We start from the raw sequence: 24805 nt of genomic DNA, 5'->3' as shown, positions 1-24805 counted from the left end.
TTCTAATGAAGCGACTATTCTGCTTGGCCGCGATTGCGGCCGCACTGATGGGGCAAAGTTTTACCGTACAGGCGGCAGGCGTGGAGTTCGCGGTCGGGCAGACCAGCGAGTCGACCATGACCTACCGACTGGGCATGCAATTCGATTGGGACAAGAGTTGGTTGCAGAGTGATGTCGGTCGTTTGACCGGGTACTGGAGCGGTGCTTACACCTACTGGGACGGCAAAGAGACCACCAGCAACCACAGCCTGTCGTTCTCACCGGTGCTTGTTTATGAGTTTGCCGGCCAGACCGTCAAGCCTTACGTGGAGTTGGGCGTTGGCGTCGCGGTGTTCGCCAATACCGAAGTCGAAAACAATCAACTCGGTAGCTCCTTCCAGTTTGAAGACCGGTTCGGTTTTGGTCTGCGCCTTGCGGGCGGACATGAAGTCGGCATTCGTGCGACGCACTATTCCAATGCCGGGCTCAGTAGCCCGAACAACGGTGTAGAAAGTTACGCGCTGCACTACACGATGCCGTTGTAACGTTAAAAGCTTCGCGGGCAAGTCGGATCGCCGCATCGCTCGCTCCTACAGGGAACCACCAGACCCGTAGGAGCGAGCGATGCGGCGATCCGACTTGCCCGCGAAGGCGTCAGAACTAACAGCACATCTTTAACTACCGATACGCCGTGGTAATCCCCTGACGCTCTTCGATGCATTCCGGTGCGCCCATCTCGAACTCCCGGCAGATCAGCGGGCGTTTTTCGTAGATGGTGCACATCATGCTGTTGCGATCCAGCGCAGCGCACCAGCCGTCATCCAGACGCAGCATGACTTCCCCGCCCCAATCATCGGTATCGATAAAACGCTCAGGCACGCCCGTGTCGGTGATCAGCATGACTTCGAGCTGACAGCAGCAGGCTGCGCAGGTCGAGCACGTGACGGCCGGCTCGGTGATTTGCGTGTGGGGAATGGTTTTCATGGCGCGCAGTGTAAGGCAGTGGGCCGAAGCTGTGTGAAAGGCCTGACGGACGCTTAGCTGCGGGTGTCTGCCGCCAGCCGTTGAGCCATGAAATGCAGCGCAGGAAACAGCAAGGCCCAGAGCAGCCCGATGCCCACCAGCGTGGGCACCTGACCGTAAGGAAACTGCACGTCTGCCAGTTTCCCTCCCGCGAAATACGACACCGGTCCACCCACCGCGCCCAGCAGGCTGCCGAGCCACCAAGGGTTCGCGGTCCATTGCAGGCAATGGCGCAAGGTCGTTGCCAGTAGCGCCCACAACAGCATCAGCCACAGCGGAATCAATGGCGCGACGTCGGCGAAGTCGAACACCCCCAGCCAGCGCAACGAACTGTCGATGGTGGTGCCCAGCAGCACAACACTGAGGATCAGTCGGCCTTCATCAGCCCAGCGACTTATCCACAGCAAATGAACAACCAGCGCCGCCAGGGCCACTAACAGCCACAAACTGTTGCCGCCCGCCACACAGGCAAACCAGCCGAGCTGAAACAGCGCGGCATTGGCCACGCGGTCAAGCATCGAAGCGACCCAGCAGCGGCGCGGGCATCGCCGACGGTTTGGCCAGCAGCAATTGCGCGGTGCCGATGGTGCGCTCCAGAAATCCCCCTTCGCAGTAGCACAGATAAAATTCCCACAAACGCAGGAAATAATCGTCGTAACCCAACTCGCTCAAGCGCCCTTGGGCTCGGCGAAAATTCTCATGCCACAGGCGCAGGGTTCGGGCGTAGTGCAGGCCGAAATCCTCCATGTGCAGCAGGTTCATGTCGGTGTCGCGGCTGATGATTTCCAGCATCTTCTGCACGCAGGGCAGGGCGCCGCCGGGGAAAATGTAACGCTGAATGAAATCGACACTGCCCTTGGCCTGTTCGTAGCGCTGTTCGCGGATGGTGATCGCCTGCAACAGCATCAAGCCGTTGCTTTTGAGCAGATGCGCGCATTGTTTGAAATAGACCGGCAGGAAGCGATGGCCGACGGCTTCGATCATCTCTATCGACACCAGTTTGTCGTACTGCCCGGTGAGGTCGCGGTAATCCTTGAGCAGCAGCGTGACCTGGTCTTGCAGGCCGAGGGCTTCGATGCGTTGTGCAGTAAAGGCGTACTGTTCTTTTGAAAGCGTGGTGGTGGTGACCTTGCAGCCGTAATGCTGCGCCGCGTAAAGCGCCATGCTGCCCCAGCCGGTGCCGATTTCCAGCAAATGATCACTCGGTTTCAGAACGAGCTTCTGGCAGATCCTTTCCAGTTTGTTCAACTGCGCCTGTTCCAGTGTGTCTTCTTCCGTCCGGAACTGCGCGGCGGAATACATCATGGTGGGGTCGAGAAACTGTTCGAACAGGTCGTTGCCCAGGTCGTAGTGGGCCGCGATGTTTTTCTGCGAGCCCTTGCGCGTGTTGCGATTGAGCCAGTGCAGCCCTTGAACGAAGGGGCGGCCAAGTTTCGCCAGGCCACCTTCCAGCGCATCCAGCACCTCAAGGTTGCTGACGAAAACGCGAACCACCGCGGTCAGGTCCGGTGAACTCCAATAGCCGTGGATAAACGCTTCGCCAGCGCCGATCGACCCGTTACCCGCCACCAATCCCCACGCAGCAGCGTCGAGGATATGGATCTCGCCGATCAGTTGGCTGCCAGCGGTACCGAAGACATGCCGTTCGCCGTTTTCGATGACCACCAATTGTCCATGTTTGAGCTGTGTCAGTTGCCGCAGCACACCACGGCGCAGCAACGATCCGGTCAGGCCATGGGGGCTGAGCAGATTGACTTTGGCCGAGGCACTAGAGGGTTTCATGACGGCGATCCTTGGGAGGAACCATGGTGGTTTGAACGCTGCCATCGGCAGCGTGATGAGCAAATAGCGGTACGCGTTTGAGCAGCAGGCGCAGGGCCTGCCAATAGATCGCCAGGCAGGTTTTCACTGTCATCCACGGAAAGCGCCGCAAGTAACGGTGCAGGCTGGCGCGATCCAGTGCTTCGCGTTTCAGGCTGAGCGTGGCGTCGAACAATTTCAGTTCGCCCTGCCAGTCCGCCATGTGCACGCCGAGCTTTTGCGCCGCGGGACTGAAACTCATGCGGTATTCCAGGTCCGGCGGCAAAAACGGCGAGACGTGAAACGCCTTTGCCACGGCGAAGTGTTGATGGGAATCGGACAGATTCACCGGGGCCTTGGCGGGTAATACGTAGTGATAACGCTCGCGCCACGGGGTGTTGGTGACTTCGCAAAGAATCGCCGCCAGTTGCCCGTCAGCCTCATGGCAGTAGAAAAAACTCACCGGGTTGAACGACAGGCCCCAACTGCGGGCCTGGGTCAGCAGGCAGATCGAACCTTGCGGTGCATGGCCGATGGCCTGGCTGACCAGTTGGCGTACCGCATCAATCAGGCGTGTGCCATTGCCGGTATAGGCTTTAAGGTAATCGCTCTCGCGAAACGAGAACGGGGCGAAGCGACTGGCGCCTGAGAGCGGCGACAAACCGAGCACGGCGTCCTGTTCGTCGAGGTCCAGGTACAACAGGCCGATCCTGTATCGGAAGGCATGAGGCTTTGGGGCGAACCGCCGATGGGCGATCCAGCCGCTGTAGAGGGCGCTGTTCACAGCACTTCGCCAAACGAGCGAGCCACGCGCAATGCGCTGACCACGCCGTCTTCATGGAAACCGTTGGCCCAGTAGGCACCGCAATAGTAAGAATGTTGCGCGCCGTCCAGTTCTTCCCAACGGTTTTGCGCGGCGACGGCCGTCAGGCTGAATTGCGGATGGGCGTAAGTGAATTTGGCGAGCACTTTGCTCGGCTCAATGCCTGCGCTCTGGTTGAGGCTGACGCAGAACGTGGTATCGCCCTGGATGCCTTGCAGGATGTTCATGTCGTAGGTGACGGCGGCTCGTGTTTGGCCTGGGCCACCGAGGCGATAATTCCAGCTGGCCCAAGCGAGTTTTCGTGTGGGCAGCAGGCGTGTGTCGGTGTGAAGGACCACTTCGTTGTCGGCGTAGGGCAGGGCACTGAGGATCGAGTGTTCAGCATCGCTCGGTTTGGCCAATAGCTTCAGGGCCTGATCGCTGTGGCAGGCAAACACCACTTTGTCGAATCGCTCGCTGCCGCCGGCGCTGTGGACAATGACGCCTTCCTCATCGCGTTCGACTCGAGTCACTGGGCAACTGAGACGAATCTTCTCTTTAAAGGTCGCCGTCAATGGCCCGATGTAAGCACTCGAGCCGCCTTCGATCACACGCCATTGCGGGCGATTGCTGACGGACAGCAGGCCGTGATTCTTGAAAAACCTGACAAAGAACTGCAGCGGGAAACCGAGCATGTCTGCCATCGACATCGACCAGATCGCCGCGCCCATTGGCACGATGTAATGCAGGATGAAGCGCTCGCCGTAGCGGCCGTTTTTCAGGTAGTCGTCCAGCGTGGTGTCGAGGGCGATTCGCTCTTCATCCAGGTCGCGCCGTGCTTCTTTATTGAAGCGCTGGATGTCGCGCAACATGCCCCAGAATCCTGGCGACAACAGATTTCGACGTTGGGCGAACAGGCTGTTGAGGTTATTGCCGTTGTACTCCAGGCCCGAGTCCGGATCCGTCACTGAGAAACTCATTTCAGTCGGTTTGAACCCCACGCCGATCTGGCCCAGCAGGCGTATGAAATTCGGGTAGGTCCAGTCGTTGAACACAATGAAACCGGTGTCCACGGCGTAGCGCTGGTCATCGACGGTCACGTCCACGGTGTGGGTGTGACCGCCGATCCAGTCGCTGGCCTCGAACAGGGTGATCTCATGCCTGCGGTTGAGCAGGTAGGCGCTGGTCAGCCCCGAGATCCCGCTGCCGATGATGGCGATGTTCACGGCACATCCCGGATCGGCGGACTGCTGCGCACCATGCGTTTGCCGATGGCCAGTTTCACGCAGTTGGGCATTTTCGACAGCGGCCAGAGAGCCGCCATGAACAGTCCCGGAAAGGCGATCTCCAGTGGATGGTTCTTGAGCTTGGCGAAGATGTGCCGGGCGGCCTTGGCCACTGGCCAACTGAGCGGCATCGGGAAGTCGTTTTTCGCGGTCAGCGGTGTCTCGACAAACCCCGGACTGACCACCGTGACTTCGATGCCTTCCGGCGCCAGATCAATGCGCAGGGATTCGAACAGGTAACGCAACCCGGCTTTCGACGCGCCATAGGCTTCGGCCCTGGGTAGCGGCAGGTAGGTCACCGAACTGGCGACGCCCACCAGATGCGGCGCCGTGCCCTTGCGTAGCAGGGGCAAAGCGGCCTCGATGCAATAGGCGCTCGCGAGCAAATTGGTGCGCACCACGTGTTCGACGATCGACGAATCGAACTGCTGAACGTCGACGTATTCGCAGGTGCCAGCGTTGAGGATGACCGTGTCCAGAGAGCCCCAGGCATGCGCAATCTGTTCGCCGATTTCGCGCACTGTCTGACTGTCAGTGAGATCGCCAGGCACGACCAGCACTTGTCCTGGATAACGCTGCGACAAGACTTTCAGCACCGCTTTCGAGCGCGAGCTCACGGCCAGGTGAGCGCCGGTTTTCAGTATTTCTTCGGCCAGTGAAGCGCCAATGCCGCTGCTGGCGCCCGTCAACCAGTATCGCCGTGGAGGTGTAAGGCTCATCCCATTCTCCTTTTCAACCAGGCAATCGCCCGGCCCAATACGGGTAAATGTTCGTAAAGCAGTGCCCCGGCATCGAAGTAATCCCGGTGGCAATAAACCTTGTCGCGCCAGCGCAGGTGCGAGCACCCGTCAACGCGAATCAACTGGCCACCGCTCAGGCGCGGATGGCGGTAGCTCATGACCCAGCGCAGATACCCTTCGCCTTCTCCGGTCTGGTCGAAGCCATGAAAATCGAAACGCAGTTCGCTGACGTTGGCGTAGAGCTCGGCGAAGTAATTGCGCAACTGTCCGATTCCTTGCACTTCGTGCAGCGGATCGGTGAAGCGCACGTCTTCGGTGTAGAGCTCACCGAGGCGTTGCAAACTGTCTTTGTCCAACTGGGCGAATTGCCGGGCAAAGCGCCGCAGGAAATCACTCATAAGCACCTCCTGCGCTCTGTCGCGAGGGCAGGTTCTTGAACGCCGCCAAGGCACGTTGGCGACTGGTACTCAGGTTGACGATTGGCGATGGATAATCCGCAACCCCGAACAAGCCGCCGAGGTTCGCCGGGTTGTGCACTTCTTTCTTGTTCAGCCCGGCCAGTTCCGGCAGCCAGTGCTTGATGAACACGCCTTCGGCGTCGAATTTTTCCGACTGGCTCAGCGGGTTGAAAATACGGAAATAAGGGGCCGAGTCAGTGCCCGTGGAAGCACTCCACTGCCAACCGCCGTTGTTCGCCGCCAAGTCGCCGTCGATCAAGTGGCGCATGAAAAAGCGTTCGCCTTCGCGCCAATCGATCAGCAGGTTCTTGGTCAGGAACATCGCCACCACCATGCGCAAGCGGTTGTGCATCCAGCCGGTTTCGAGCAATTGGCGCATGGCTGCATCGATGATCGGCAGACCGGTACGGGCTTGCTGCCAGGCCAGCAATTCTTCCGGGGCGTCGCGCCAGGCCAGGGCTTCGGTTTCCGGGCGGAAGGCGCGGTGACGCGAGACCCGTGGGTAGCCCACCAGAACGTGTTTGTAGAACTCGCGCCACAGCAACTCGTTGATCCAGGTGACCGCGCCAACCTTGCCGCTTTCGAACTCGCCTTGATTACTTTGCAGGGCAGCGTGCAAACACTGGCGTGGGGAAATTACCCCCGCGGCGAGATAGGCGGAGAGCTGGCTGGTGCCGGGTTTGGCCGGGAAGTCGCGCTCGTTTTTGTAGTAGTCGATTTGTGCGTCGGCGAAGGTGTCGAGGCGGCGGCGCGCTTCGGCTTCACCAGCGGGCCAGAGCTTGCGCAGGCTATCGCTTGGCGTTTCGAAACCTTCAACGCTCGACGGGATGACGTCGCTGCTGATGTTCAATGGACCCTGCTCCGCTGGTGAAGCAACCCGTCCCGGAAGAGCGCGGTGCAGGCGTTCATAACAGACTTTGCGGAACTGGCTGAAGACCTGGAAGTAAGTGCCAGTCTTGGTCAGCACGGTGCCCGGTTTGAACAGCAGTTGATCGAGGTAGCTAAAGAAGTCGATGCCATGGGCCTTCAGCGTTTCGGCTACCGCCGTATCGCGTCGGCTTTCATGAATGCCGTATTCCTCGTTGACGTGCACCGCGTCAATGCTCAATTGCTGACACAGCTCAAGCAGAACGTTCGGCGCCTCATCCCAGCGAGGGGCTTGGCGGATCAACAGGGGAATGTTCAGTTCGCCCAGCGCGCGGCTCAGTTCCTCCAGATTGCGCAGCCAGAAATCCACTTTGCATGGCGCGTCATCGTGTACCAGCCATTGCTCCGGGCTCAACAGGTAGACCGCCACCGTCGGGCCGCGCGCTGCGGCAGCCGAGAGGGCGGTGTTGTCGTTCAGGCGCAAGTCGCTGCGCAGCCAGATCAATTGCATGGTGGTGTCCGTACGTTTCATTAAATAAGCCCACGCTTGACCAGTTCCTGATGAGCCGAAAGCGGGTCTTCAACCAGGAACAAATCAGCAATCTCGGAAGTTCTTACGGACAACTCGGCGTGGTGGATGCATACCGTTGGTCCGGCAATTATTTTTGGGCAACTGACGCCATTCAAAAGTTTCGGCAGATGCGAAAGATTCATGGCTTTGCTGGAAAACAGCAGTACGCCGCGGGCTTGCAGGTGATCGACCGCCAACGAGAGTTCGCCCGCCGGAAGCGGCCAGTCGAAGACTTCCACCGGGCAATCGGCGCTGCTGATCAGCCAAGCGGTCAGCCACAGATGAGGTTCCAGTGGCAGGTCCGAGTGATTGATCAACAGCCATGGCGCGGTGCGTAACTGACGGTTGTTATGGTAGATGCGTGCGCCGAATTTGCTGCGCAGCCAGGAGAAGAAAAATACTCGCTCCATCTGCGCGCCGAACTGGCCCTGCCAGCGTTGTTCCAGTTCCGCCAGCAACGGCATCAGCAGTTGTTCGCACAAGGTGCGTGGCGGATACAGCGCCATGGCTTGATTGACGGTGTCATCCAGCGTGCGTTCATTGAGTTGGATCACCGCTTGCAGCAACGTCTGGCCCAGCACCTGCCAATCGTTTTCGATGGCTTCGGTAAAGGCCTGAGGCGTGTCGAGCAGTTGCTTGACCTGGCTGACAGCCACGCCGCGATTGAGCCAGGTGAGGATCGTCATAATCCGTTGCACATGTTCGGCGGAGAACAGGCGATGCCCCTTGGGCGTGCGCTGGGGCACGATCAGCCCATAGCGTCGTTCCCAGGCACGCAGGGTCACGGCGTTCACGCCGGTCTGCCGCGCCACCTCACGGATCGGCAACCAGCCTTCGTCCAGGGCTTTCTTGAAGTCATCGCCCAGGTCTTCCTGGGCGCTGGTGTCGATTGGGGTCTTCATTAGATTGCGTTTCGCAGGCTGAGGTTTTCCGGGTGCGGCTGAAGGTAAACCTGCTGCGCAATGTACGGATCCGGGTGTTGGCGGAAGTAATGTTTGAGCAGCGTCATTGGCACGACCAGCGGCACGATGCCGTGTCGGTACTGGCCGATAACGTGCTGCACTTCCTGCTTGTCTTCAGGGCTGATGACCTGTTTGAGGTAACCACTGATGTGTTGCAGCACATTGGTGTGAGTGCGACGCGTGGCACATTTTTTCAAAGCGACCATCAACTCACTGAAATAGCGCGGGCCGAGTTCGTCGGGATCGGTCTGGCCCATATTGCCCAACAGGTTGCCGAGGGCTTTGTATTGCACCGGGTTGTGGGCCATCAGCAGGTATTTGTAGCGCGAGTGGAAGTCTGTGATGCCGCGCCGGGTCAGGCCTTCTTGCAGTAACTGCTGCCAAGCGCTGTAGGCGAACACGCGGGTGAGGAAGTTTTCGCGCAGCACCGGATCGTTGAGACGGCCATCTTCTTCCACCGGCAAATCCGGATGCAGGGCGCAGAACGCCTGGGCATAGATGCCGCGTCCACCACCGTCCACCGGCGCGCCGTTGGCGTGGTAGACCTTGACCCGGTCGAGGCCGCAGGAAGGGGATTTCTGCATGAAGATGTAGCCGCAGATATCGTCCAGTTCCGCGGCCATTTTCTGACCGTACTCGGCGAGCGGGCGGGTGACATTGATTTCAGGGGTGACGGTGCCGACTGCCTCGGGATGTTCGGGGTCGCCGATCAGGCGGATCGGTTCGCGAGGAATACCCAGGCCAATGGCGACTTCCGGGCACACCGGGACGAAATCGAAATAGTCGGTGAGGGTGCGACTGCACAGCCGTGATTCCTTGTGCCCGCCGTTGTAACGCACCTCGGCCCCCATCAAGCAGGCGCTGATGGCGATTTTCGGACGGGTCGTTGGCTGTTCGCGCATCGGAGCACCTCGAATCTAAACCTGTACAGAGTGATTATTCTGTACAACATGTTCTTCATCATAGATTCAAAGATGTACAAGTCAAATTATTTGTATAAGTTTCCGAGAGGAGTGCAATTCCCTTGTGGGAGTGAGCCTGCTCCGGGCGGCGTTCCGACGATAGCGGTGTGTCAGACGACCCCTTTTTAGCTGGTACACCGCTATCGTCGGAACGCCGCCCGGAGCAGGCTCGCTCCCACAGGGGCCTATTTCCAGCCGAGTATCCAGGCGTCGCTATCTTTCAGGGTCTGCCAGGTCAAACGCTGATTACGTTGAGTCAACACCGCCTGCAACTCGACGTCCAGCACCGTGCCTTCCTCATTGCGGAACAACTCGGTCACCAGAAAATGTTTTTCGCGGTTTTGCGGATGGGCTGCTGTCCATTTCGACAGCAGCAATTTACTCGGGGAAATGCGATTCACTGCAAGTGCTCATGCAAGCGGCGCGCAGCTTCCTGGCCGCTGAGCCAGGCGCCTTCGACACGCCCGGACAAGCACCAGTCGCCACACACATAGAGGCCCAGGTCGGCATCGGCCAGGGCGCCCCATTCGTGACTGCTGGCGGGGCGTGCATAGAGCCAGCGGTGCGCCAGGCTGAAGGTCGGGGCGGGCATGGCGCTGTGCAACAGTTCGGCAAACGCACCGTGCAGTTGCTCGATCACCGCCTCCTTGGGCAGGTCGATATGTTGACGACTCCAGGCACTGGTCGCATGCAGCACCCACGTGTCGAGGGTGTTGTCGCGCCCCGGTTTGCTGCGGTTGCGCGCGAGCCAGTCGAGCGGGCTGTCCTGCACGAAGCAACCTTCCATGGGGGTATCCAGCGGAGTCTCGAACGCCAGCGCTACCGCCCAGGTCGGCTCCATTTTTACCCCGGCGGCGGCCCCGGCGAGTTTCGGCGCGGAAGCCAGCAGCGCAGTCGCCTGAGGCGCCGGCGTGGCGATCACCACGTGACTGAACGGACCATGGGTGAAGCCCTCGGCGTCTTGCAAATGCCAGTGTTCTTCACCGCGATAAACCTCGGTGATCCGGCAGGCGAAATGTACTTCCAGATCCCCGAGCAGGCCGCGAGTGATGGCGCTCATGCGTGGCGTACCGACCCAGCGCGTCTGTTCGTCCGGCGACAGGTTGAGTTGGCCGCCGTGGAAGGTGTAGAGCTGCGGCGTCCATTCGGCGACCCAACCGTTGGATTGCCAGCGCTGGACCTCGGTGACAAAACGCCGGTCGCGGGCAGTGAAATACTGGGCGCCCATGTCCAGGGCACCCGCATCGCTGCGCTTGCTCGACATGCGTCCGCCACTGCCTCGGCTTTTATCGAAAAGTTGAACGATGTGCCCGACTTCTGTCAGGGCCTGGGCGGCTGAGAGCCCGGCGATGCCGGTGCCGATGATTGCGATAGGTACAGTCATAGGGGCCTCGTTTACCTTTCTGTACAGACTACGCCGTGGATTAAACCTGTACAATATTGTTTTTCGGTATAACTTTTAGCGTTCTCGATCTGACAGCTTGGCCTATTGTTAAACACAGAGCCTGCCCGATAACAAAGATCCCTGCTTATAAAAATAGACTAGTGAACAGGGTAAAACGCCACGCGAGGAAGAAGTCATGCACATATTGCTGACCGGCGGTACTGGTTTGATAGGACGTCAACTCTGCCGGCACTGGTTGAGCCAAGGACATCGCCTGACAGTCTTGAGTCGCACGCCGGAAAAAGTCGCAAAAATCTGCGGTGCCCAGGTTCGCGGCGTCGCGTCGCTCGAAGACCTCGGGCAAGAACCGGTGGACGCGATTATCAACCTGGCGGGCGCGCCCATTGCTGACCGGCCATGGACGTCGAGACGCAAAGCCTTGCTCTGGAGCAGTCGCATCACCCTGACCGAGACCTTATTGGCGTGGATCGAAACCCGTGAGCAGAAACCGCAGGTACTGATCTCGGGATCCGCCATTGGCTGGTACGGCGACAGTGGCGAGCGGGAGCTGACTGAAGCGTCTCCGCCGTCCATCGATGATTTCGCCAGTCAGTTGTGCATTGCCTGGGAAGAAACCGCCCAGCGCGCCGAGGCTTTGGGCGTTCGGGTGATTCTGATTCGAACCGGGTTGGTGCTGTCCGCCGAGGGCGGCTTTTTGTCGCGGCTGTTGTTGCCGTTCAAACTGGGGCTGGGCGGGCCTCTAGGCAGTGGTCGGCAATGGATGCCATGGATCCACATCAACGATCAAATCGCCCTGATTGATTTTCTTCTGCATCGCAACGACGCCAGCGGTCCTTATAATGCCTGCGCGCCTAAACCGGTGCGCAACAGCGAGTTCGCCAAGACATTGGGCAGCGTGCTGCACCGCCCGGCGTTCATGCCGATGCCGGCCCTGGCCTTGAAAGTGTGCCTGGGCGAGTTGTCACTGCTGTTGCTGGGCGGCCAGAAGGCCGTACCGGTGCGCTTGCTGGAAGCGGGTTTCACTTTCCAGTTCACTGATTTGCGCGCGGCCCTGGACGATCTGTCCAGCCGCCTTTGAAATAGGACGTTGCATGACCGATCACGCATTGCTTCTGGTTAACCTGGGTTCACCTGCCTCCACGTCGGTGGCGGATGTGCGCAGCTACCTCAATCAATTTCTGATGGATCCGTACGTGATCGACCTGCCATGGCCGGTGCGACGCTTGCTGGTGTCGCTGATCCTGATCAAGCGTCCGGAGCAGTCGGCCCACGCCTACGCGTCGATCTGGTGGGAGGAGGGCTCACCGCTGGTGGTGCTCAGCCGTCGCCTGCAACACGCCATGACCGCCCAGTGGACCCACGGCCCGGTAGAGCTGGCGATGCGTTACGGCGAGCCGTCGATTGAGTCGAAACTGGTTCAGCTGGCGGCGCAGGGCTACAAAAAAGTCACCCTCGCGCCGCTTTATCCACAGTTCGCCGACAGCACCGTTACCACCGTGGTCGAAGAAGCCAAGCGGGTGTTGCGCGAGAAAAATCTCAATGTGCAGCTGTCGATTCTCCAGCCGTTCTACGATCAGCCGGAATACCTCGATGCCCTGGTGGCCAGTGCCAAGCCGCATTTGCAGCAGGATTACGATCACTTGTTGCTGAGTTTCCACGGTTTGCCGGAGCGCCACCTCACCAAGCTCGATCCGACGGGTAAGCATTGCTTCAAGAATGAGGATTGCTGCAAGAACGCTTCGCCAGAGGTCTTGGCCACCTGCTATCGCGCGCAATGCCTGCGCACGGCGTCGGAGTTCGCCAAGCGCATGGGGTTGCTGGACGGCACGTGGTCGGTGTCGTTCCAGTCGCGTCTGGGGCGTGCGAAATGGATCGAACCCTATACCGAGGCGCGTCTTGATGAATTGGCCGGAATGGGCGTGAAGAAAGTCCTGGTCATGTGCCCGGCGTTTGTTGCCGATTGCATCGAGACGCTGGAAGAGATCGGGGATCGCGGGCGGGAGCTGTTTCGCGAAGCGGGGGGAGAGGAGTTGGTGCTGGTGCCGTGCTTGAACGATGATCCGCAGTGGGCCAGGGCGTTGAATACTCTATGCGAACGAGCGCCTCTGGCACTTTAAAAGCTTCGCGGGCAAGCCTCGCTCCAGGTTGTGTGTCGCTCAACACAACGACGCAACTCTGTAGGCGCGAGCGGTGCGGCGATCCGACTTGCCCGCGAAAGCAATCTAAAGACTGACTTACAACAACGGCTCATCCGCCTTCTTGTGCTTCCAGCTGTCATTCCCTGGCAGCAGCAGGTTCAGCCCGATCGCCACCACCGCGCACAACGCGATGCCTTTGAGGCCGAAGTCGTCCGGGCCAGTGCCGGTGCCGACCAGCACACCGCCAATCCCGAACACCAGCGTCACCGAGACAATCACCAGATTGCGCGCTTCGCCCAGGTCGATCTTGTGGCGGATCAGCGTGTTCATCCCCACCGCGGCAATCGAGCCAAACAACAGACACAGAATCCCGCCCATCACCGGCACCGGGATGCTTTGCAGCAGCGCGCCGAACTTGCCGACGAACGCCAGGCTGATGGCAAAGATCGCCGCCCAGGTCATGATTTTTGGGTTGTAGTTCTTGGTCAGCATCACCGCGCCCGTCACTTCGGCGTACGTGGTGTTGGGCGGACCGCCGAACAGGCCCGCCGCGGTGGTGGCAATGCCATCGCCGAGCAGGGTGCGGTGCAGGCCAGGTTTCTTCAGGTAATCGCGGCCGGTCACGCTGCCGACAGCGATCACGCCACCGATATGCTCGATGGCCGGCGCCAGGGCCACCGGAACGATGAACAGAATCGCCTGCCAGTTGAATTCCGGCGCGGTGAAGTGCGGAATCGCGAACCACGGTGCCGCGGCAATCTTCGCGGTATCAACCACGCCGAAATAGAACGCCATGGCAAAACCCACCAGCACCCCGGAAATGATCGGCACCAGGCGGAAGATGCCTTTACCGAACACCGCGACGATCAGGGTGGTCAGCAGCGCTGGCATCGAGATTAGCATGGCGGTCTGGTAGTGAATCAGCTCGGTGCCGTCGCCCGCCTTGCCCATCGCCATGTTGGCGGCAATCGGCGCCATGGCCAGACCGATCGAGATGATCACCGGGCCAATCACCACCGGTGGCAGCAGGCGATCAATGAAACCGGTGCCTTTGATCTTCACGGCAAGGCCTAAGAAGGTGTAGACGAAACCCGCCGCCATCACGCCGCCCATGGTCGCCGCGAGGCCGAACTGGCCCTTGGCGAGAATGATCGGGGTGATGAAGGCAAAGCTCGACGCCAGGAACACAGGCACCTGACGCCCGGTGACGATCTGGAACAGAATCGTCCCCAGACCCGCGGTGAACAACGCCACGTTCGGGTCGAGGCCGGTAATCAGCGGCATCAACACCAAGGCGCCGAAGGCCACGAACAGCATCTGTGCGCCAGACAGCACCGTGCGCCAGAGCGGATCGTTGAACTCTTGCTGCATGCTCAAGCGTCCTTCTGCTTGGTACCGAAGATCTTGTCACCGGCATCGCCCAGGCCTGGGATGATGTAACCGTGTTCGTTGAGTTTTTCATCAATGGAGGCGGTGTAGATCATCACGTCCGGGTGAGCTTTCCCTACAGCAGCGATGCCTTCAGGCGCGGCAACCAGCACCATGGCGCGGATGTCGCGGCAACCGGCTTTTTTCAGCAGGTCGATGGTGGCGACCATTGAGCTGCCGGTGGCGAGCATCGGGTCGATGATCATCGCCAGGCGTTCATTGATTTCCGGAACCAGTTTTTCCAGGTAGGTGTGGGCCTGCAGGGTTTGTTCGTTGCGGGCCACGCCGACGGCGCTGACTTTGGCGCCCGGGATCAGGCTCAGCACGCCTTCGAGCATGCCGATGCCGGCGCGCAGGATCGGTACTACCGTAATTTTCTTGCCGGCGATTTTCTCGACCGACACCGTGCCGCACCAGCCCTCGATGTCGTAGGATTCCAGCGGCAGGTCTTTGGTGGCTTCATAGGTCAAAAGGGCACCGACTTCCTGAGCGAGCTCACGGAAATTCTTCGTGCTAATGTCGGCGCGGCGCATAAGGCCGAGTTTATGACGGATCAGCGGATGGCGGATCTCGAGGATGGGCATGGGAAAGGCTCCGGCGGCGGGCAAAAAAACCGGCCTAGATTAATCTATCCGAGGGTGTTGTCCTATAGACATACAGTACGTTAGTCCACAAACGCTTGATCTGGCCTCGCTTGATGCGTACCTTTGCCCGCTTTTCCGAACCCGTCCCTCCCCTCAACCTCCCTTGGAGAGCGCCATGTCCGCTGATCTCGAGCATATCCGTCAAATCATGCGAGAGGCTGACTGCCTGTACACCGAAGCTGAAGTCGAGGCGGCCATCGCCCGCGTCGGTGCACACATCAACGAACAGATGGCGGACACTAACCCTGTGGTGTTCTGTGTGATGAACGGCGGGTTGATTTTCGCCGGAAAGCTGCTCACCCATCTGCACTTCCCGCTGGAAGCGTCCTACCTGCATGCTACCCGTTATCGCAACGAAACCAGCGGCGGCGACCTGTTTTGGAAAGCCAAGCCGGAAGTCTCGTTCATTGACCGTGACGTGCTGATCATCGACGACATCCTCGACGAAGGCCACACCCTGGGCGCGATCATCGACTTCTGCAAACACGCCGGCGCACGTAAAGTGCACACCGCCGTGCTGATCGACAAGGACCACGACCGCAAGGCTCGTCCGGACCTGAAAGCCGATTTCGTCGGCTTGCCGTGCATCGACCGTTACATCTTCGGTTACGGCATGGACTACAAAGGCTACTGGCGTAACGCCAACGGGATTTTTGCCGTTAAAGGAATGTAAGAACATGACCGCGCCCAGCTTTCTTGATCAAACACTGTTCGCCGGGTTGGCCGAGAAAGCGGCGGCGAATCCTCGCGGGCGTCAGCATCACAACTTCCATCAGATGGAAGAGTCGTGCCATCGCATGGCGGTGGGCTTGCAGCCAAACACGTATATCCCGCCTCACCGGCACTTGGGCGATAACAAGGCCGAAACCTTGTTGGTCCTCAAAGGCCGGCTCGGTTTGCTGATCTTCGATGAGTCCGGCGTGGTCGTGAAGAAACAAATCCTCGTGGCGGGGGGTGACTGTGTCGGCGTGGACCTGCCAACCGGTGTGTTCCATGGCCTGGTGGTGCTGGAAGCCGATAGTCTGATGTTCGAGTGCAAGGCCGGGCCTTATCGCCCGGTCGGCGAAGGCGAGCTGGCGCCCTGGGCGCCGCGCGAAGGCGAGCCGGGTGTGGCCGAGTATCAGGCGTGGATGCGCGCGCAGTTCGATTGATCTCCGCTCCTACAGAGACGGTGTACACAGATCCACGTTCGTGTGCCCATGCTAGAGTGCTCAGCCCCGCCCTCCGGAGCCCGTCATGAGTCTTTTGATCCGCAGCTGCGCCGCCCTGTTGCTGACCCTCAGCCTGCCTCTGGCTGCCGCTCCGGCGCCGATGCACGCGCAGTTCCTGCCGCCTGACGACCTGACCCTGCGTGACGCGGAGCCCGAGCAGCAACAACTGTTGCAGGTCACCGAGTATTCAGTGGTGGTCGGCAGCCAGCGTCAGTCCAATCAACAGCCTATTCCGGTCACTTCACCGCTACTGATCCGCCTCAAGGGCAAATCCTTGAACAAGGGCGCGACCATCAACCAGGTGCTGGTCAACTTCGATGGCGAAAGCAAAAGCCTGAAAAAGCCGATCTACGACGAAAAGAACAAGACCCTGACGCTGTTTTACCCGATGGCGCAGTACCGGGTGGTGATCGACTTGTTGCGCAATGACACGGTGTATTGCCAGTTCCTCAGCTACGCCAACGGTCATATCTGGGCCGATCTGCATACCGGGGCTGTTCGTCCGCGTTGAGCCTTGTGCCCGGGCAGGAGTAAACTGCCCGCCCCGTGAAATGTCTGCGAGCTGGAGTCGGCAATGCGTAAAGATAAGAAACAAGTGATTGGTGACGAGATCGGCGATGAGCAGATCAAGTTGTTTCTCGATTTCGAGCCGGTCGACGCCACTTCGCCGTCCCTGCACAAACTGATCAAGGCCTACCGTGGCCTGCGCATCGATGACTTCGAGCGTTTTCTGACGTTCTTTGTTGAAGCTGGCCTGGATCTGGATGGCAAGGATGAGCACGGCAATGACTTCGTCGCCTTGATCAAGGATCAGCGCAACGCCGCCGAGTACATCGAGCTGATCAGCAAGGCTCGCGGTTAACCTCAGACACACCGGTTGTTGCCCTGAGTTGGTTGGTGCTTGTTCTGGCCCCTTCGCGAGCAAGCCCGCTCCCACATTTGATTTGTGTACGCCGATCCACTGTGGGAGCGGGCTTGCTCGCGATATAGGTAGTCCGTTCCTTTCTCTTCCATACTGATATCGCTGGAAGTCAGTTGTCGGCGAGGAAGGAACATGCACCTGTGGGCTACGAATATGCTCGCGCAGCACTCGATGATTACGCCTTCACCTTCGAGTCCACAGGTGCGCTTGCGCCCTCTAACGAATTCTCAGGGAAAGCCCGACACGGCTCTCTATATCGCCTTCGCTGGACGCAAGCATGCATGTCCCTGCATGTACTTTAGCGCCTGTTGAGGTGTTCCATGCAAACGCTCCTGTCTCAGAGTTTCACTGCTTATATCGGAATTGATTGGGCAGACGCCAAGCACGACATCTGTTTGCAGATAGCTGGAGAGGCTCAGCGCAGTTTCGAGGTCATCGACCACAAGCCCGAGTCGATTGATCGCTGGGCCAAGTCGCTGCATCAACGTTACGGTGGCCCTATCGCGATCGCCGTGGAGTTGAACAAAGGCCCACTGATAGCGGCTCTGCAAAAATATGAGTTTTTTTGTATCTTTCCGATCAATCCGAGCACCTTGGCCCGGCACCGTAAAACCTTCGTCCCCAGTGGCGCCAAGGATGATCCAACGGATGCTCAATGGGCGCTTGAGCTGTTGCTGAATCACCCCGAACGGTTTCCTCAACTGGTCCAGCAAAGCTCCGCCATGCGTTCGCTCGCCAGCCTGACCGAACATCGGCGCGGGCTGGTCGATGACCGGGTCAAGCTCAGCAACCGTCTGGTCTGCATGCTCAAACAGTATTATCCGTTGGCTCTTGAGCTGTTTCATGACCATGACACGCTGGTTTTCTGTGATTTTTTGGCGCGCTGGTCGACCTTTGAAGTGCTTAAGCACGCTCGGCCGGCCAGCGTTTTGAAGTTCCTTCACGCGCACAATGTTCGCCATGCTGAGCTCAATCAGCAGCGTTTGGCGTTGATCGCCAAAGCCATGCCGTTGACTGAAGATCCAGGCGTGGTCAGTCCTTCAGCGCTGTATGTGGTGGCCCTGGTCTCGCAACTGAAAGGGGTTGTCACGGCGATCAAAGACTTTGATCGGGAGATCGAAAAAACTGCCAACACCCTGGCCGACTACCGACTCTTCAAGGCCTTGCCCGGCGCGGGACAGCAGCTTGCCCCACGGTTGATGGTCGCCTTTGGTGAGCAGCGTGATCGCTTCAAGGATGCCAGTGCGGTGCAGCGATATGCCGGAATTGCCCCGGTCACCGAACGCAGTGGCAAGAAAAAAGTCGTCCACTGGCGCTATCAATGCGCAACTTTTTTGCGCCAGACCTTTGTTGAGTGGGCTGCCCACAGCATCAATCAATCGGTGTGGGCAGAGGCGTATTATCGCCAGCAAAGGGCCAAAGGCAGCTCTTACCAAGCGGCCCTCAGGGCCTTGGCGTTCAAGTGGATCCGGATCGTTTATCGGTGCTGGAAGACCAGTACCGTGTACGACGAAAAGGTTTATTTACAGGCCTTGCTCCGGCACGGCTCACCGTTGACCAGCGAGCTGGACACAGCAAAACCGCGTTGACGGAAAGGCTCAGGGCGTGAAGGCGGTGTAACTAACACCGAGGATCTTAAGGCCATCTGTTGCACAGCCCATAAAAAAACGCCCCGCCCTCAATGAGGACGGGGCGTTTTTTATGCGACCGAATCAAGCGTAGCTTTCGGTCTCGTTACTGGCTTCAACCAGTTCCAGCGCGACGTTGTTGTGCGCATTGATCTTGCGATACAGCGCAGCGTCGGTTTCCAGAACCGTCTCCCGAGCCGGGAAGATTTCCGCCAGTTTGGCAGCCCATTCACCAGACGCCTTGTTCGGGAAGCATTTTTCGATCAGCTCAAGCATGATCGAAACAGTCACCGAAGCACCTGGGGACGCGCCCAGCAGGGCGGCAAGAGAACCGTCCTTGGCCGCGACCAGTTCGGTACCGAACTGCAGAACGCCGCCCTTTTTCGGGTCTTTCTTGATGATCTGCACCCGTTGGCCGGCCACTTCCAGGCGCCAGTCTTCGGCTTTCGCTTCAGGGTAGAAGCGCCGCAGGGAGTCCAGACGCTGCTCCATCGACTGCATCACTTCGCTGACCAGGTACTTGGTCAGGTCCATGTTGTTTTTCGCCACGGCCAGCATCGGGCCGATGTTGCCAGCGCGAACCGACATCGGCAGGTCCATGAAGGAACCATGCTTGAGGAACTTGGTGGTGAAACCGGCGTAAGGTCCGAACAACAGGGACTTATTGCCGTCGACCACGCGGGTGTCCAGGTGCGGCACCGACATCGGTGGCGAACCCACCGCCGCCTGGCTGTAGACCTTGGCCTGGTGGTGTTTGACCACTTCCGGGTTGTCGCAACGCAGCCACTGGCCACTGATCGGGAAGCCGCCGAAGCCTTTGCTTTCTTCGATGCCCGACGCCTGCAACAGCGGCAGTGCCGCGCCGCCAGCGCCGAGGAAGACGAACCTGGCGTCGACTTCACGGGAGTTGCCGCTGTTGACGTCCTTGATGCTGACGGTCCAGCCGCTGCCGTTGCGCTTGAGGCCGGTCACGCGCTTGCAGTACTTGACCTGGGCATCGGGTGCGCTGGTCAGGTGCTTGAGCAGTTGATTGGTCAGGGCGCCGAAGTTGACGTCGGTGCCGTTCATCACGCGGGTGGCCGCGACGACTTCGTCGGCTGGACGGCCCGGCATCATCAATGGCATCCACTCGGCCATGGTGGCCTTGTCTTCGGTGTATTCCATGTCCGAGAACGCGTGGTGCTTGCTCAGGGTCTTAAAGCGTTCCTTGAGGAAAGAAACGCCATCATTTCCTTGCACGAAGCTCAGGTGCGGCACCGGGCTGATGAATGTCTTGCACGAGCCGAAAGTGCCTTTTTTGGTCAGGTAGGACCAGAACTGCTTCGACACTTCAAACTGAGTGTTGATGTGCACGGCTTTCTTGATGTCGACGTTGCCGTCGGCGGCCTGCGGCGTGTAATTGAGCTCACACAGCCCGGCGTGACCGGTACCGGCGTTGTTCCACGGGTTCGAACTCTCCGCGGCACCGGAATCCATCAGCTCGACGACTTCCAGCTTGATCGCGGGGTCGAGTTCTTTGAGCAGTACGGCAAGGGTGGCACTCATGATGCCGGCCCCAACCAGTACTACGTCGACTGCTTCGTTATGCGCCATTTAACGCGTCTCCAAAATCTGCAGCACCAAATTGTCGGCATGGCTGCCAGGCGTTCAGGGGCGTGTCAGTGATGCCCCAGGTACCTATGGCAGTATCGCCATGTCCGAATCTTCGCAATTTTTCGCAACTTCGACGGATGCATGCGGCCGGGCCTAAAGAGTTACATGAACTCATCTCAGCGCGCGGCTGGCAATTCGACTTATGGTCGAGACATCCGTTTGTGCAACCAAATCCGTAGCGGACAGGCTTCAGGCTCCGGTGTTCGAGGAGTACTCGGTCCTGTGTCGTTGGGCTGTTTCAGACGCTAATGGTGCATGTTCAGACGCAAAACTATTCATTTGCTCGCCACACTCTTGTGAAGTTGTGAAAACCCGTTTTTTTCACGCTCTTTTGAAGACGTGAACCTCAAAAAAGGGCTGTCCCAGCCTGGCACTGTGCCCGGATGGATTGCCGTCATGGGGTACATGACAGGCAAAACGGGCAAACACCTCAGTAACCGAGCGTAATGACAGCTCTGCAGATTCGCGAAAAGTGGGGGTTTTGCTCAAGGAACAGCAAGCGCGCCAGCTTCACTCGATCTGTGTGGGCGGCTCTCTGTGGGCGGTGCGGGGTGCCAATACCGAAGCATTGACGATGCTGCGAGGCCCGATCAGGAGACGTCCTTATAATCGGGGGGAGATTGTATCTAAGAAACGCGGGGAAATGGACGTGTTTAATGACTTTTATTAGGTGTCTGGTCAGGTGGTCAACAGATGTTGCACCCGTGCACGTGGCTGGCGTTGGCTGACACGGGCGCTCGGGGGCAGAGGATGATGCAGCCAGTTGAGGCGGATTTCTTCGATTTCGACCCAGCCATCGCCCATCGGCTGGAGGCTGCACTGCTTGAACGCCTGGCAGTGGCCATTGCGGTCGAGCAGGGCGAAGCTGCGGTGCAACGGACGTGGCGCGAACAGCGAAATGAGATAACGCATGGGGAAGTACCTTGTGGGTGACCTGATGTGAAGGTTGCCAGCGAGCCGTGACGTGAACGTGTATGGGCGATGACAGATGTGTGACAGGAACCGGTTTCCCAAGGGTTTGTCAGACATTTCAGTATTCATTGCGAGACGCTAGTTAGCGACGATGGCCCACCGCTATACTGCGGGCCTGTTTGTGCCTGATTCTGGAGAGAAGAGCATGTTGCAACGCCTGTTGTTCGGTTTGATCACTGTGACCAGTTTGACCCTCGTCGGCTGCGCCCACAGCCCGCAACAACTGAACCCTGAACCCAAGCTGACGACTCAGCTGGCGCCGGTCGGCCGTGGTCAGCCGGTGGTAGTGCGTGTGGTGGACGGTCGTCCGTCGCCAACCCTGGGCACCCGTGGTGGCTTGTACCCCGAGACCAGCGCGATCACCGTGCAGGGCGCGCAGGTCCTGCCGAAGTTGCAGGCTCAGGCCGAGGCGGCCGTGCGGCTGCTGGGCTTTACCCCGACGTCGAATGCGCCGAATGCTCCGCAGTTGACGGTGACCTTGGCCGAGCTGAAGTACCAGTCGCCCAAAGAAGGCATGTACGTGACCGAGGCGACCATCGGCGCGACGTTCCGCTCTGATGTGCAGAACGCCAACCGTCGTTACAGCGGTCGTTACGGTGCGTCCCTGGATCAGCGTTTTGGTATGGCGCCGAATCAGGAAACCAACACCAAACTGGTCAGTGATGTGTTGAGCGATGCGTTGACGCGTCTGTTCAAGGATCCGACGATTGGTCAGATTCTCAGCGAATAACGGTCCGCGAGATTCAAAAAAGCCCGGTGCCAGCAATGGCCCGGGCTTTTTCATGCCTGTTGATTTTCGTGAGTTCCACCCGAACAAATGTGGGAGCGGGCTTGCTCGCGAAAGCGGTGTGTCAGACGACGTAAATGTTGAATGTCACACCGCTTTCGCGAGCAAGCCCGCTCCCACAAGAGGTCAGTGGTGGTCAGGCAGCTTGCGAATAAAAATCCAGCACACTCACACCTGTCAGCAAATCCGTCTCAGGCAAATCCGCATGTTGATGCCCGCCCAGCGCGCAATAAACCAGCCAGTGGCGGTCCTGGACGTTAAAGGCGAGGCTTCCTACGAGGTTTTGTTGTTCGTCACTCTGGGCGATGAGGTAGAGGCGGTCCTGGTTTTCGGCGTGCAGCATGACGGTTTCCGTGTCGGTTTCGAGGGGCGCCAGACTGGCGTATTCAGATGACGGAGCCGTGACACAGGGCAACATTTGGTCAGTGGTTTCGTTATTTGTCGGAAAGGTGGGGCAGGTGGACAGGCTTTCGGTAGAATCCGCGCCGCAGTCGTCGGTTCGGCGTCCGCCACACCTGTTTTGCCGAGGTCCGTGATGTCGTTGCATTTGATTTCGCTGTTCACCAACCATCCCGCCAAGTTGATCAACCTGCTGGCTTTGCTGTTGGCCTTCCCGGGCGGCTGGCTGCTGCACGCTACTCGTCGCCGCGAACAACGCGCCATGGCCAGCCTGGTCGCCCAGCGCCAGAGCCGCCCGAGCGAGGAGCCCATCCTGGATTGGGCAACCTTGCGTATGAACCGGTTCTTCTACCGTTTCGGTTTCGCCTGCCTGGGGTTGGCGTTGCTGGTGTCGTGGATCAGCACCCGGTTTTGAATCTCTGACGCAGAACCCTGTGGTGAGGGAGCTGATGTGTTGAGAGGACTCTGTGGCGAGCGGATTTAGCGAAACGTCGCACCGCCCCGTTCGGCTGCGCAGCAGTCGTAAAATCGGTACCCACGGTATGTCTGAAGAAATGTGATTGCAGGTTTCGGGACTGCTGCGCGGTCCAACGGGGATAAATCCCCTCGCCACAATAATGTTGTGTCAGGCAAATAGAAACGGCGCCCGAAGGCGCCGTTGTTGTATCAGGGCAATTACAGCGGTAAACCAGCCTTGACGCGATACTGATTACGCACCGGCGTCGCATATTGCAGCACCATGAACGGACGATGTTCCTCAGGGCAGTCTTCCAGACGGCGTTGCCATTCTTCCTGCGCCTTGGCCAGTTCATCCGCCGCAAACATTTCGGCAGCTTTCGGCACCTGCAGTTGCGGGTCGGCGTCCTTCCACTGGGCGTAAGCCAGGTAGTGCACCGGGAACAATCGGTAGCCGCCGAGGATCTGCCGGTCCATTTCGATCGCCAATTGCTTGGTGTCGTCGAACAGTTCGGTGATCGGCGCGGCGAAGTTCACATGCACCCGGCCTTTGTAGCCGGTGATGCCCTTTGCGATGCTGACGTCGTCCTCACCCGGGACTTTGGTGTAGCTGCCGGTGGTAGCGCGGATGAACAGCTCGCGAGCCTTGGCCTGGTCGCACGGGTCGTATTCGTAGCTGATCGACACCGGGCTGACGTTAAGCGAGCGGATGACTTCGCCGAACGGCTCGTCCTTGCGGCTCATGTGGAACATTTTCAGGATCGCCGACTCGGTGCGGTCGTCGCCGTCCTTGGCCCGGCCTTCGGCCTGGGCGATCCAGATCGAGGCGCAATCGTTGCGGATCGAGTGGTTGATGTAGGCCGACAGCAGCTGATACGCCGCCATCTTCTCGCGGCGACCGGTGATCGAACGGTGCACGATGAAGCTCTTGTTCAGGCGCATCAGATCGCTGACGAAGGGCTTTTGCAGCAGATTGTCGCCGATCGCGATGCGCGGTGTCGGCAGGCCGGCGTGGTACACGGCGTAGTTGACGAAGGCCGGGTCCATCACGATGTCGCGGTGGTTGGCGATGAACAGGTACGCGCTGCCGGACTTGAACTGCTCGACGCCGGTGTACGTCACACCGTCCGTGGCCCGTTCGATAGTGTGGTCGACGTACATCTCGACTTTATCCTGCAACGTGGCCACCGACCTGACATCGGCGAACTCACGGCGCAGCCGATGAGCTATAAGAGGTTTGAGCGCCCAGCCGAAAGCACCGGCAAAACGCGGGAAGCGGAAGTGGATGAGGATGTCTAGAAACGCCTTGTCGCCGAGCAGCCTGTCCAGCACCGCTGGGACTTCGCTATCGTCGTACGGTCGGATGGCATCGAATTCGCCCATCATGCTCTCTTGTTAGAAACGGCTAGGGTAAGTAAAGGTTTTGCTCGAAAACCAACGGGGCACGGTCTGAAAAGGTAGCCAGACAAAAATAGCCCTGCAAATAGACCGGCGATTATACGCATAAGTCACTTGGGAGACCGCGATGCTGGAAACTGCGCAGTATGAATGTCCGTATTGTGGTGAAGAGGTTGAGACGACGGTGGATCTGTCCGGGGGCGATCAGACCTATATCGAGGACTGTCAGGTGTGCTGTCGGCCGATAACGTTTGTGTTGCAGGTTGACGGAGCGGAATGGCATCTCGAAGTGTTCAGCGAAAACGAGTGAGGGG

General features: G+C 59.0%; 29 protein-coding genes. 11 read left to right on the top strand and 18 right to left on the bottom strand.

The window, feature by feature from the left end; all coding sequences use genetic code 11:
• Positions 1-5: 5 nt before the first annotated feature.
• Entirely contained in the window at positions 6-524 is a 519-nt protein-coding gene (locus tag ACYZTM_RS10160; protein ID WP_131059488.1) for an acyloxyacyl hydrolase, read from the top strand.
• A gap of 133 nt (positions 525-657) precedes the next feature.
• On the opposite strand, the gene ACYZTM_RS10155 is transcribed toward ACYZTM_RS10160, so the two are convergent.
• The 12 genes from ACYZTM_RS10155 to ACYZTM_RS10100 form a co-directional block, all read right to left on the bottom strand.
• A complete protein-coding gene (locus ACYZTM_RS10155; RefSeq protein ID WP_131059487.1) occupies positions 658-963 on the bottom strand; it encodes a YkgJ family cysteine cluster protein in 306 nt (101 codons plus the stop codon).
• Between the two features lie 53 nt (positions 964-1016).
• A complete protein-coding gene (locus ACYZTM_RS10150; protein WP_461988454.1) occupies positions 1017-1520 on the bottom strand; it encodes a DUF2878 domain-containing protein in 504 nt (167 codons plus the stop codon).
• On the bottom strand, positions 1513-2784 hold the full coding sequence (locus ACYZTM_RS10145) for a class I SAM-dependent methyltransferase (protein WP_461988452.1): 1272 nt from the start codon (positions 2782-2784) through the stop codon (positions 1513-1515). The genes ACYZTM_RS10150 and ACYZTM_RS10145 overlap by 8 nt, the downstream gene beginning before the upstream one ends.
• Positions 2771-3586 (bottom strand): DUF1365 domain-containing protein, encoded by an 816-nt coding sequence (locus tag ACYZTM_RS10140; RefSeq protein ID WP_131059484.1) that lies wholly within the window; start codon positions 3584-3586, stop codon positions 2771-2773. The genes ACYZTM_RS10145 and ACYZTM_RS10140 overlap by 14 nt, the downstream gene beginning before the upstream one ends.
• Positions 3583-4830 carry an NAD(P)/FAD-dependent oxidoreductase gene (locus ACYZTM_RS10135; RefSeq protein ID WP_461988450.1) on the bottom strand — a complete coding sequence of 416 codons (1248 nt, stop codon included), beginning with the start codon at positions 4828-4830 and terminating at the stop codon, positions 3583-3585. The genes ACYZTM_RS10140 and ACYZTM_RS10135 overlap by 4 nt, the downstream gene beginning before the upstream one ends.
• Positions 4827-5609 (bottom strand): SDR family NAD(P)-dependent oxidoreductase, encoded by a 783-nt coding sequence (locus tag ACYZTM_RS10130; RefSeq protein ID WP_131059482.1) that lies wholly within the window; start codon positions 5607-5609, stop codon positions 4827-4829. Before ACYZTM_RS10130 ends, ACYZTM_RS10135 begins: the two co-directional genes overlap by 4 nt.
• Positions 5606-6028, bottom strand: coding sequence for a nuclear transport factor 2 family protein (locus tag ACYZTM_RS10125; RefSeq protein ID WP_131059481.1), 423 nt, complete (start codon positions 6026-6028; stop codon positions 5606-5608). Before ACYZTM_RS10125 ends, ACYZTM_RS10130 begins: the two co-directional genes overlap by 4 nt.
• Positions 6021-7466, bottom strand: a complete 1446-nt coding sequence (gene phrB, locus ACYZTM_RS10120) for a deoxyribodipyrimidine photo-lyase (RefSeq protein WP_131059509.1) — start codon at positions 7464-7466, stop codon at positions 6021-6023. Before phrB ends, ACYZTM_RS10125 begins: the two co-directional genes overlap by 8 nt.
• A 20-nt stretch (positions 7467-7486) precedes the next feature.
• Positions 7487-8428 (bottom strand): MerR family transcriptional regulator, encoded by a 942-nt coding sequence (locus ACYZTM_RS10115; RefSeq protein WP_461988447.1) that lies wholly within the window; start codon positions 8426-8428, stop codon positions 7487-7489.
• Complete coding sequence (locus ACYZTM_RS10110; protein ID WP_131059479.1) at positions 8428-9390, bottom strand: YbgA family protein; 963 nt, start codon at positions 9388-9390, stop codon at positions 8428-8430. Before ACYZTM_RS10110 ends, ACYZTM_RS10115 begins: the two co-directional genes overlap by 1 nt.
• Positions 9391-9635: 245 nt before the next feature.
• Positions 9636-9851 (bottom strand): TIGR02450 family Trp-rich protein, encoded by a 216-nt coding sequence (locus tag ACYZTM_RS10105; RefSeq protein ID WP_461988445.1) that lies wholly within the window; start codon positions 9849-9851, stop codon positions 9636-9638.
• Positions 9848-10834, bottom strand: a complete 987-nt coding sequence (locus ACYZTM_RS10100; protein WP_131059477.1) for an NAD(P)/FAD-dependent oxidoreductase — start codon at positions 10832-10834, stop codon at positions 9848-9850. Before ACYZTM_RS10100 ends, ACYZTM_RS10105 begins: the two co-directional genes overlap by 4 nt.
• A 196-nt stretch (positions 10835-11030) precedes the next feature.
• Between ACYZTM_RS10100 and ACYZTM_RS10095 the strand changes: the two genes are divergently transcribed.
• Positions 11031-11933 (top strand): TIGR01777 family oxidoreductase, encoded by a 903-nt coding sequence (locus ACYZTM_RS10095; protein ID WP_131059476.1) that lies wholly within the window; start codon positions 11031-11033, stop codon positions 11931-11933.
• Positions 11934-11946: 13 nt separating this feature from the next.
• Positions 11947-12972, top strand: coding sequence for a ferrochelatase (hemH, locus tag ACYZTM_RS10090; protein ID WP_131059475.1), 1026 nt, complete (start codon positions 11947-11949; stop codon positions 12970-12972).
• A gap of 117 nt (positions 12973-13089) precedes the next feature.
• On the opposite strand, the gene ACYZTM_RS10085 is transcribed toward hemH, so the two are convergent.
• Both ACYZTM_RS10085 and upp read right to left on the bottom strand, forming a co-directional pair.
• Positions 13090-14364 carry a uracil-xanthine permease family protein gene (locus tag ACYZTM_RS10085; RefSeq protein WP_131059474.1) on the bottom strand — a complete coding sequence of 425 codons (1275 nt, stop codon included), beginning with the start codon at positions 14362-14364 and terminating at the stop codon, positions 13090-13092.
• Positions 14365-14366: 2 nt separating this feature from the next.
• Positions 14367-15005, bottom strand: coding sequence for a uracil phosphoribosyltransferase (upp, locus tag ACYZTM_RS10080; RefSeq protein ID WP_131059473.1), 639 nt, complete (start codon positions 15003-15005; stop codon positions 14367-14369).
• Between the two features lie 175 nt (positions 15006-15180).
• Here upp and ACYZTM_RS10075 point away from each other — a divergent pair, with 175 nt between their 5' ends.
• From ACYZTM_RS10075 to ACYZTM_RS10055, 5 genes are all read left to right on the top strand, one after another.
• Positions 15181-15738, top strand: coding sequence for a hypoxanthine-guanine phosphoribosyltransferase (locus ACYZTM_RS10075; RefSeq protein ID WP_461988442.1), 558 nt, complete (start codon positions 15181-15183; stop codon positions 15736-15738).
• Between the two features lie 4 nt (positions 15739-15742).
• Positions 15743-16216, top strand: coding sequence for a WbuC family cupin fold metalloprotein (locus ACYZTM_RS10070; protein WP_461988440.1), 474 nt, complete (start codon positions 15743-15745; stop codon positions 16214-16216).
• A gap of 85 nt (positions 16217-16301) precedes the next feature.
• Positions 16302-16787, top strand: a complete 486-nt coding sequence (locus ACYZTM_RS10065; RefSeq protein ID WP_461988438.1) for a hypothetical protein — start codon at positions 16302-16304, stop codon at positions 16785-16787.
• 63 nt (positions 16788-16850) lie between these two features.
• Positions 16851-17138: a PA4642 family protein gene (locus ACYZTM_RS10060; protein WP_038981593.1), complete on the top strand. Its 288-nt coding sequence runs from the start codon at positions 16851-16853 to the stop codon at positions 17136-17138.
• Between the two features lie 380 nt (positions 17139-17518).
• Complete coding sequence (locus ACYZTM_RS10055; protein WP_461983557.1) at positions 17519-18787, top strand: IS110 family RNA-guided transposase; 1269 nt, start codon at positions 17519-17521, stop codon at positions 18785-18787.
• A gap of 123 nt (positions 18788-18910) precedes the next feature.
• Here the strand turns inward: ACYZTM_RS10055 and mqo are convergent, their stop codons facing one another.
• Positions 18911-20419, bottom strand: a complete 1509-nt coding sequence (gene mqo / locus ACYZTM_RS10050) for a malate dehydrogenase (quinone) (RefSeq protein ID WP_461988435.1) — start codon at positions 20417-20419, stop codon at positions 18911-18913.
• A 738-nt stretch (positions 20420-21157) separates the two neighbouring features.
• The gene (locus ACYZTM_RS10045; RefSeq protein ID WP_131059469.1) at positions 21158-21391 is read right to left on the bottom strand and encodes a hypothetical protein; all 234 of its coding nucleotides are present in this window, start codon (positions 21389-21391) and stop codon (positions 21158-21160) included.
• A 205-nt stretch (positions 21392-21596) separates the two neighbouring features.
• Between ACYZTM_RS10045 and ACYZTM_RS10040 the strand changes: the two genes are divergently transcribed.
• On the top strand, positions 21597-22181 hold the full coding sequence (locus tag ACYZTM_RS10040; RefSeq protein ID WP_131059468.1) for a YajG family lipoprotein: 585 nt from the start codon (positions 21597-21599) through the stop codon (positions 22179-22181).
• A 193-nt stretch (positions 22182-22374) separates the two neighbouring features.
• On the opposite strand, the gene ACYZTM_RS10035 is transcribed toward ACYZTM_RS10040, so the two are convergent.
• Positions 22375-22581 carry a hypothetical protein gene (locus ACYZTM_RS10035; protein WP_010458215.1) on the bottom strand — a complete coding sequence of 69 codons (207 nt, stop codon included), beginning with the start codon at positions 22579-22581 and terminating at the stop codon, positions 22375-22377.
• Positions 22582-22773: 192 nt separating this feature from the next.
• Between ACYZTM_RS10035 and ACYZTM_RS10030 the strand changes: the two genes are divergently transcribed.
• Positions 22774-23052, top strand: a complete 279-nt coding sequence (locus ACYZTM_RS10030; RefSeq protein WP_131059467.1) for a hypothetical protein — start codon at positions 22774-22776, stop codon at positions 23050-23052.
• Between the two features lie 260 nt (positions 23053-23312).
• On the opposite strand, the gene ACYZTM_RS10025 is transcribed toward ACYZTM_RS10030, so the two are convergent.
• On the bottom strand, positions 23313-24479 hold the full coding sequence (locus tag ACYZTM_RS10025) for a 1-acyl-sn-glycerol-3-phosphate acyltransferase (protein WP_131059466.1): 1167 nt from the start codon (positions 24477-24479) through the stop codon (positions 23313-23315).
• Between the two features lie 139 nt (positions 24480-24618).
• On the opposite strand from ACYZTM_RS10025, the gene ACYZTM_RS10020 reads away from it, so the two are divergent.
• Positions 24619-24801: a CPXCG motif-containing cysteine-rich protein gene (locus ACYZTM_RS10020; protein ID WP_131059465.1), complete on the top strand. Its 183-nt coding sequence runs from the start codon at positions 24619-24621 to the stop codon at positions 24799-24801.
• Positions 24802-24805 lie beyond the last annotated feature (4 nt).

The sequence above is a fragment of the Pseudomonas sp. MDT2-39-1 genome, from assembly GCF_054898085.1.
The sequence above is the reverse complement of the archived record's forward strand: the minus strand, read 5'-3'. Positions and strand labels throughout refer to the sequence as shown.

Bases quoted from the DNA above. Each gene is read 5' to 3' on its own strand.
- ACYZTM_RS10160 (WP_131059488.1), top strand. From the start codon at position 6: ATGAAGCGACTATTCTGCTTGGCCGCGATTGCGGCCGCACTGATGGGG.
- ACYZTM_RS10155 (WP_131059487.1), bottom strand. From the start codon at position 963: ATGAAAACCATTCCCCACACGCAAATCACCGAGCCGGCCGTCACGTGC.
- ACYZTM_RS10150 (WP_461988454.1), bottom strand. From the start codon at position 1,520: ATGCTTGACCGCGTGGCCAATGCCGCGCTGTTTCAGCTCGGCTGGTTT.
- ACYZTM_RS10145 (WP_461988452.1), bottom strand. From the start codon at position 2,784: ATGAAACCCTCTAGTGCCTCGGCCAAAGTCAATCTGCTCAGCCCCCAT.
- ACYZTM_RS10130 (WP_131059482.1), bottom strand. From the start codon at position 5,609: ATGAGCCTTACACCTCCACGGCGATACTGGTTGACGGGCGCCAGCAGC.
- ACYZTM_RS10125 (WP_131059481.1), bottom strand. From the start codon at position 6,028: ATGAGTGATTTCCTGCGGCGCTTTGCCCGGCAATTCGCCCAGTTGGAC.
- phrB (WP_131059509.1), bottom strand. From the start codon at position 7,466: ATGCAATTGATCTGGCTGCGCAGCGACTTGCGCCTGAACGACAACACC.
- ACYZTM_RS10115 (WP_461988447.1), bottom strand. From the start codon at position 8,428: ATGAAGACCCCAATCGACACCAGCGCCCAGGAAGACCTGGGCGATGAC.
- ACYZTM_RS10110 (WP_131059479.1), bottom strand. From the start codon at position 9,390: ATGCGCGAACAGCCAACGACCCGTCCGAAAATCGCCATCAGCGCCTGC.
- ACYZTM_RS10100 (WP_131059477.1), bottom strand. From the start codon at position 10,834: ATGACTGTACCTATCGCAATCATCGGCACCGGCATCGCCGGGCTCTCA.
- ACYZTM_RS10095 (WP_131059476.1), top strand. From the start codon at position 11,031: ATGCACATATTGCTGACCGGCGGTACTGGTTTGATAGGACGTCAACTC.
- hemH (WP_131059475.1), top strand. From the start codon at position 11,947: ATGACCGATCACGCATTGCTTCTGGTTAACCTGGGTTCACCTGCCTCC.
- ACYZTM_RS10085 (WP_131059474.1), bottom strand. From the start codon at position 14,364: ATGCAGCAAGAGTTCAACGATCCGCTCTGGCGCACGGTGCTGTCTGGC.
- upp (WP_131059473.1), bottom strand. From the start codon at position 15,005: ATGCCCATCCTCGAGATCCGCCATCCGCTGATCCGTCATAAACTCGGC.
- ACYZTM_RS10075 (WP_461988442.1), top strand. From the start codon at position 15,181: ATGTCCGCTGATCTCGAGCATATCCGTCAAATCATGCGAGAGGCTGAC.
- ACYZTM_RS10070 (WP_461988440.1), top strand. From the start codon at position 15,743: ATGACCGCGCCCAGCTTTCTTGATCAAACACTGTTCGCCGGGTTGGCC.
- ACYZTM_RS10065 (WP_461988438.1), top strand. From the start codon at position 16,302: ATGAGTCTTTTGATCCGCAGCTGCGCCGCCCTGTTGCTGACCCTCAGC.
- ACYZTM_RS10060 (WP_038981593.1), top strand. From the start codon at position 16,851: ATGCGTAAAGATAAGAAACAAGTGATTGGTGACGAGATCGGCGATGAG.
- ACYZTM_RS10055 (WP_461983557.1), top strand. From the start codon at position 17,519: ATGCAAACGCTCCTGTCTCAGAGTTTCACTGCTTATATCGGAATTGAT.
- mqo (WP_461988435.1), bottom strand. From the start codon at position 20,419: ATGGCGCATAACGAAGCAGTCGACGTAGTACTGGTTGGGGCCGGCATC.
- ACYZTM_RS10045 (WP_131059469.1), bottom strand. From the start codon at position 21,391: ATGCGTTATCTCATTTCGCTGTTCGCGCCACGTCCGTTGCACCGCAGC.
- ACYZTM_RS10040 (WP_131059468.1), top strand. From the start codon at position 21,597: ATGTTGCAACGCCTGTTGTTCGGTTTGATCACTGTGACCAGTTTGACC.
- ACYZTM_RS10035 (WP_010458215.1), bottom strand. From the start codon at position 22,581: ATGCTGCACGCCGAAAACCAGGACCGCCTCTACCTCATCGCCCAGAGT.
- ACYZTM_RS10030 (WP_131059467.1), top strand. From the start codon at position 22,774: ATGTCGTTGCATTTGATTTCGCTGTTCACCAACCATCCCGCCAAGTTG.
- ACYZTM_RS10025 (WP_131059466.1), bottom strand. From the start codon at position 24,479: ATGATGGGCGAATTCGATGCCATCCGACCGTACGACGATAGCGAAGTC.
- ACYZTM_RS10020 (WP_131059465.1), top strand. From the start codon at position 24,619: ATGCTGGAAACTGCGCAGTATGAATGTCCGTATTGTGGTGAAGAGGTT.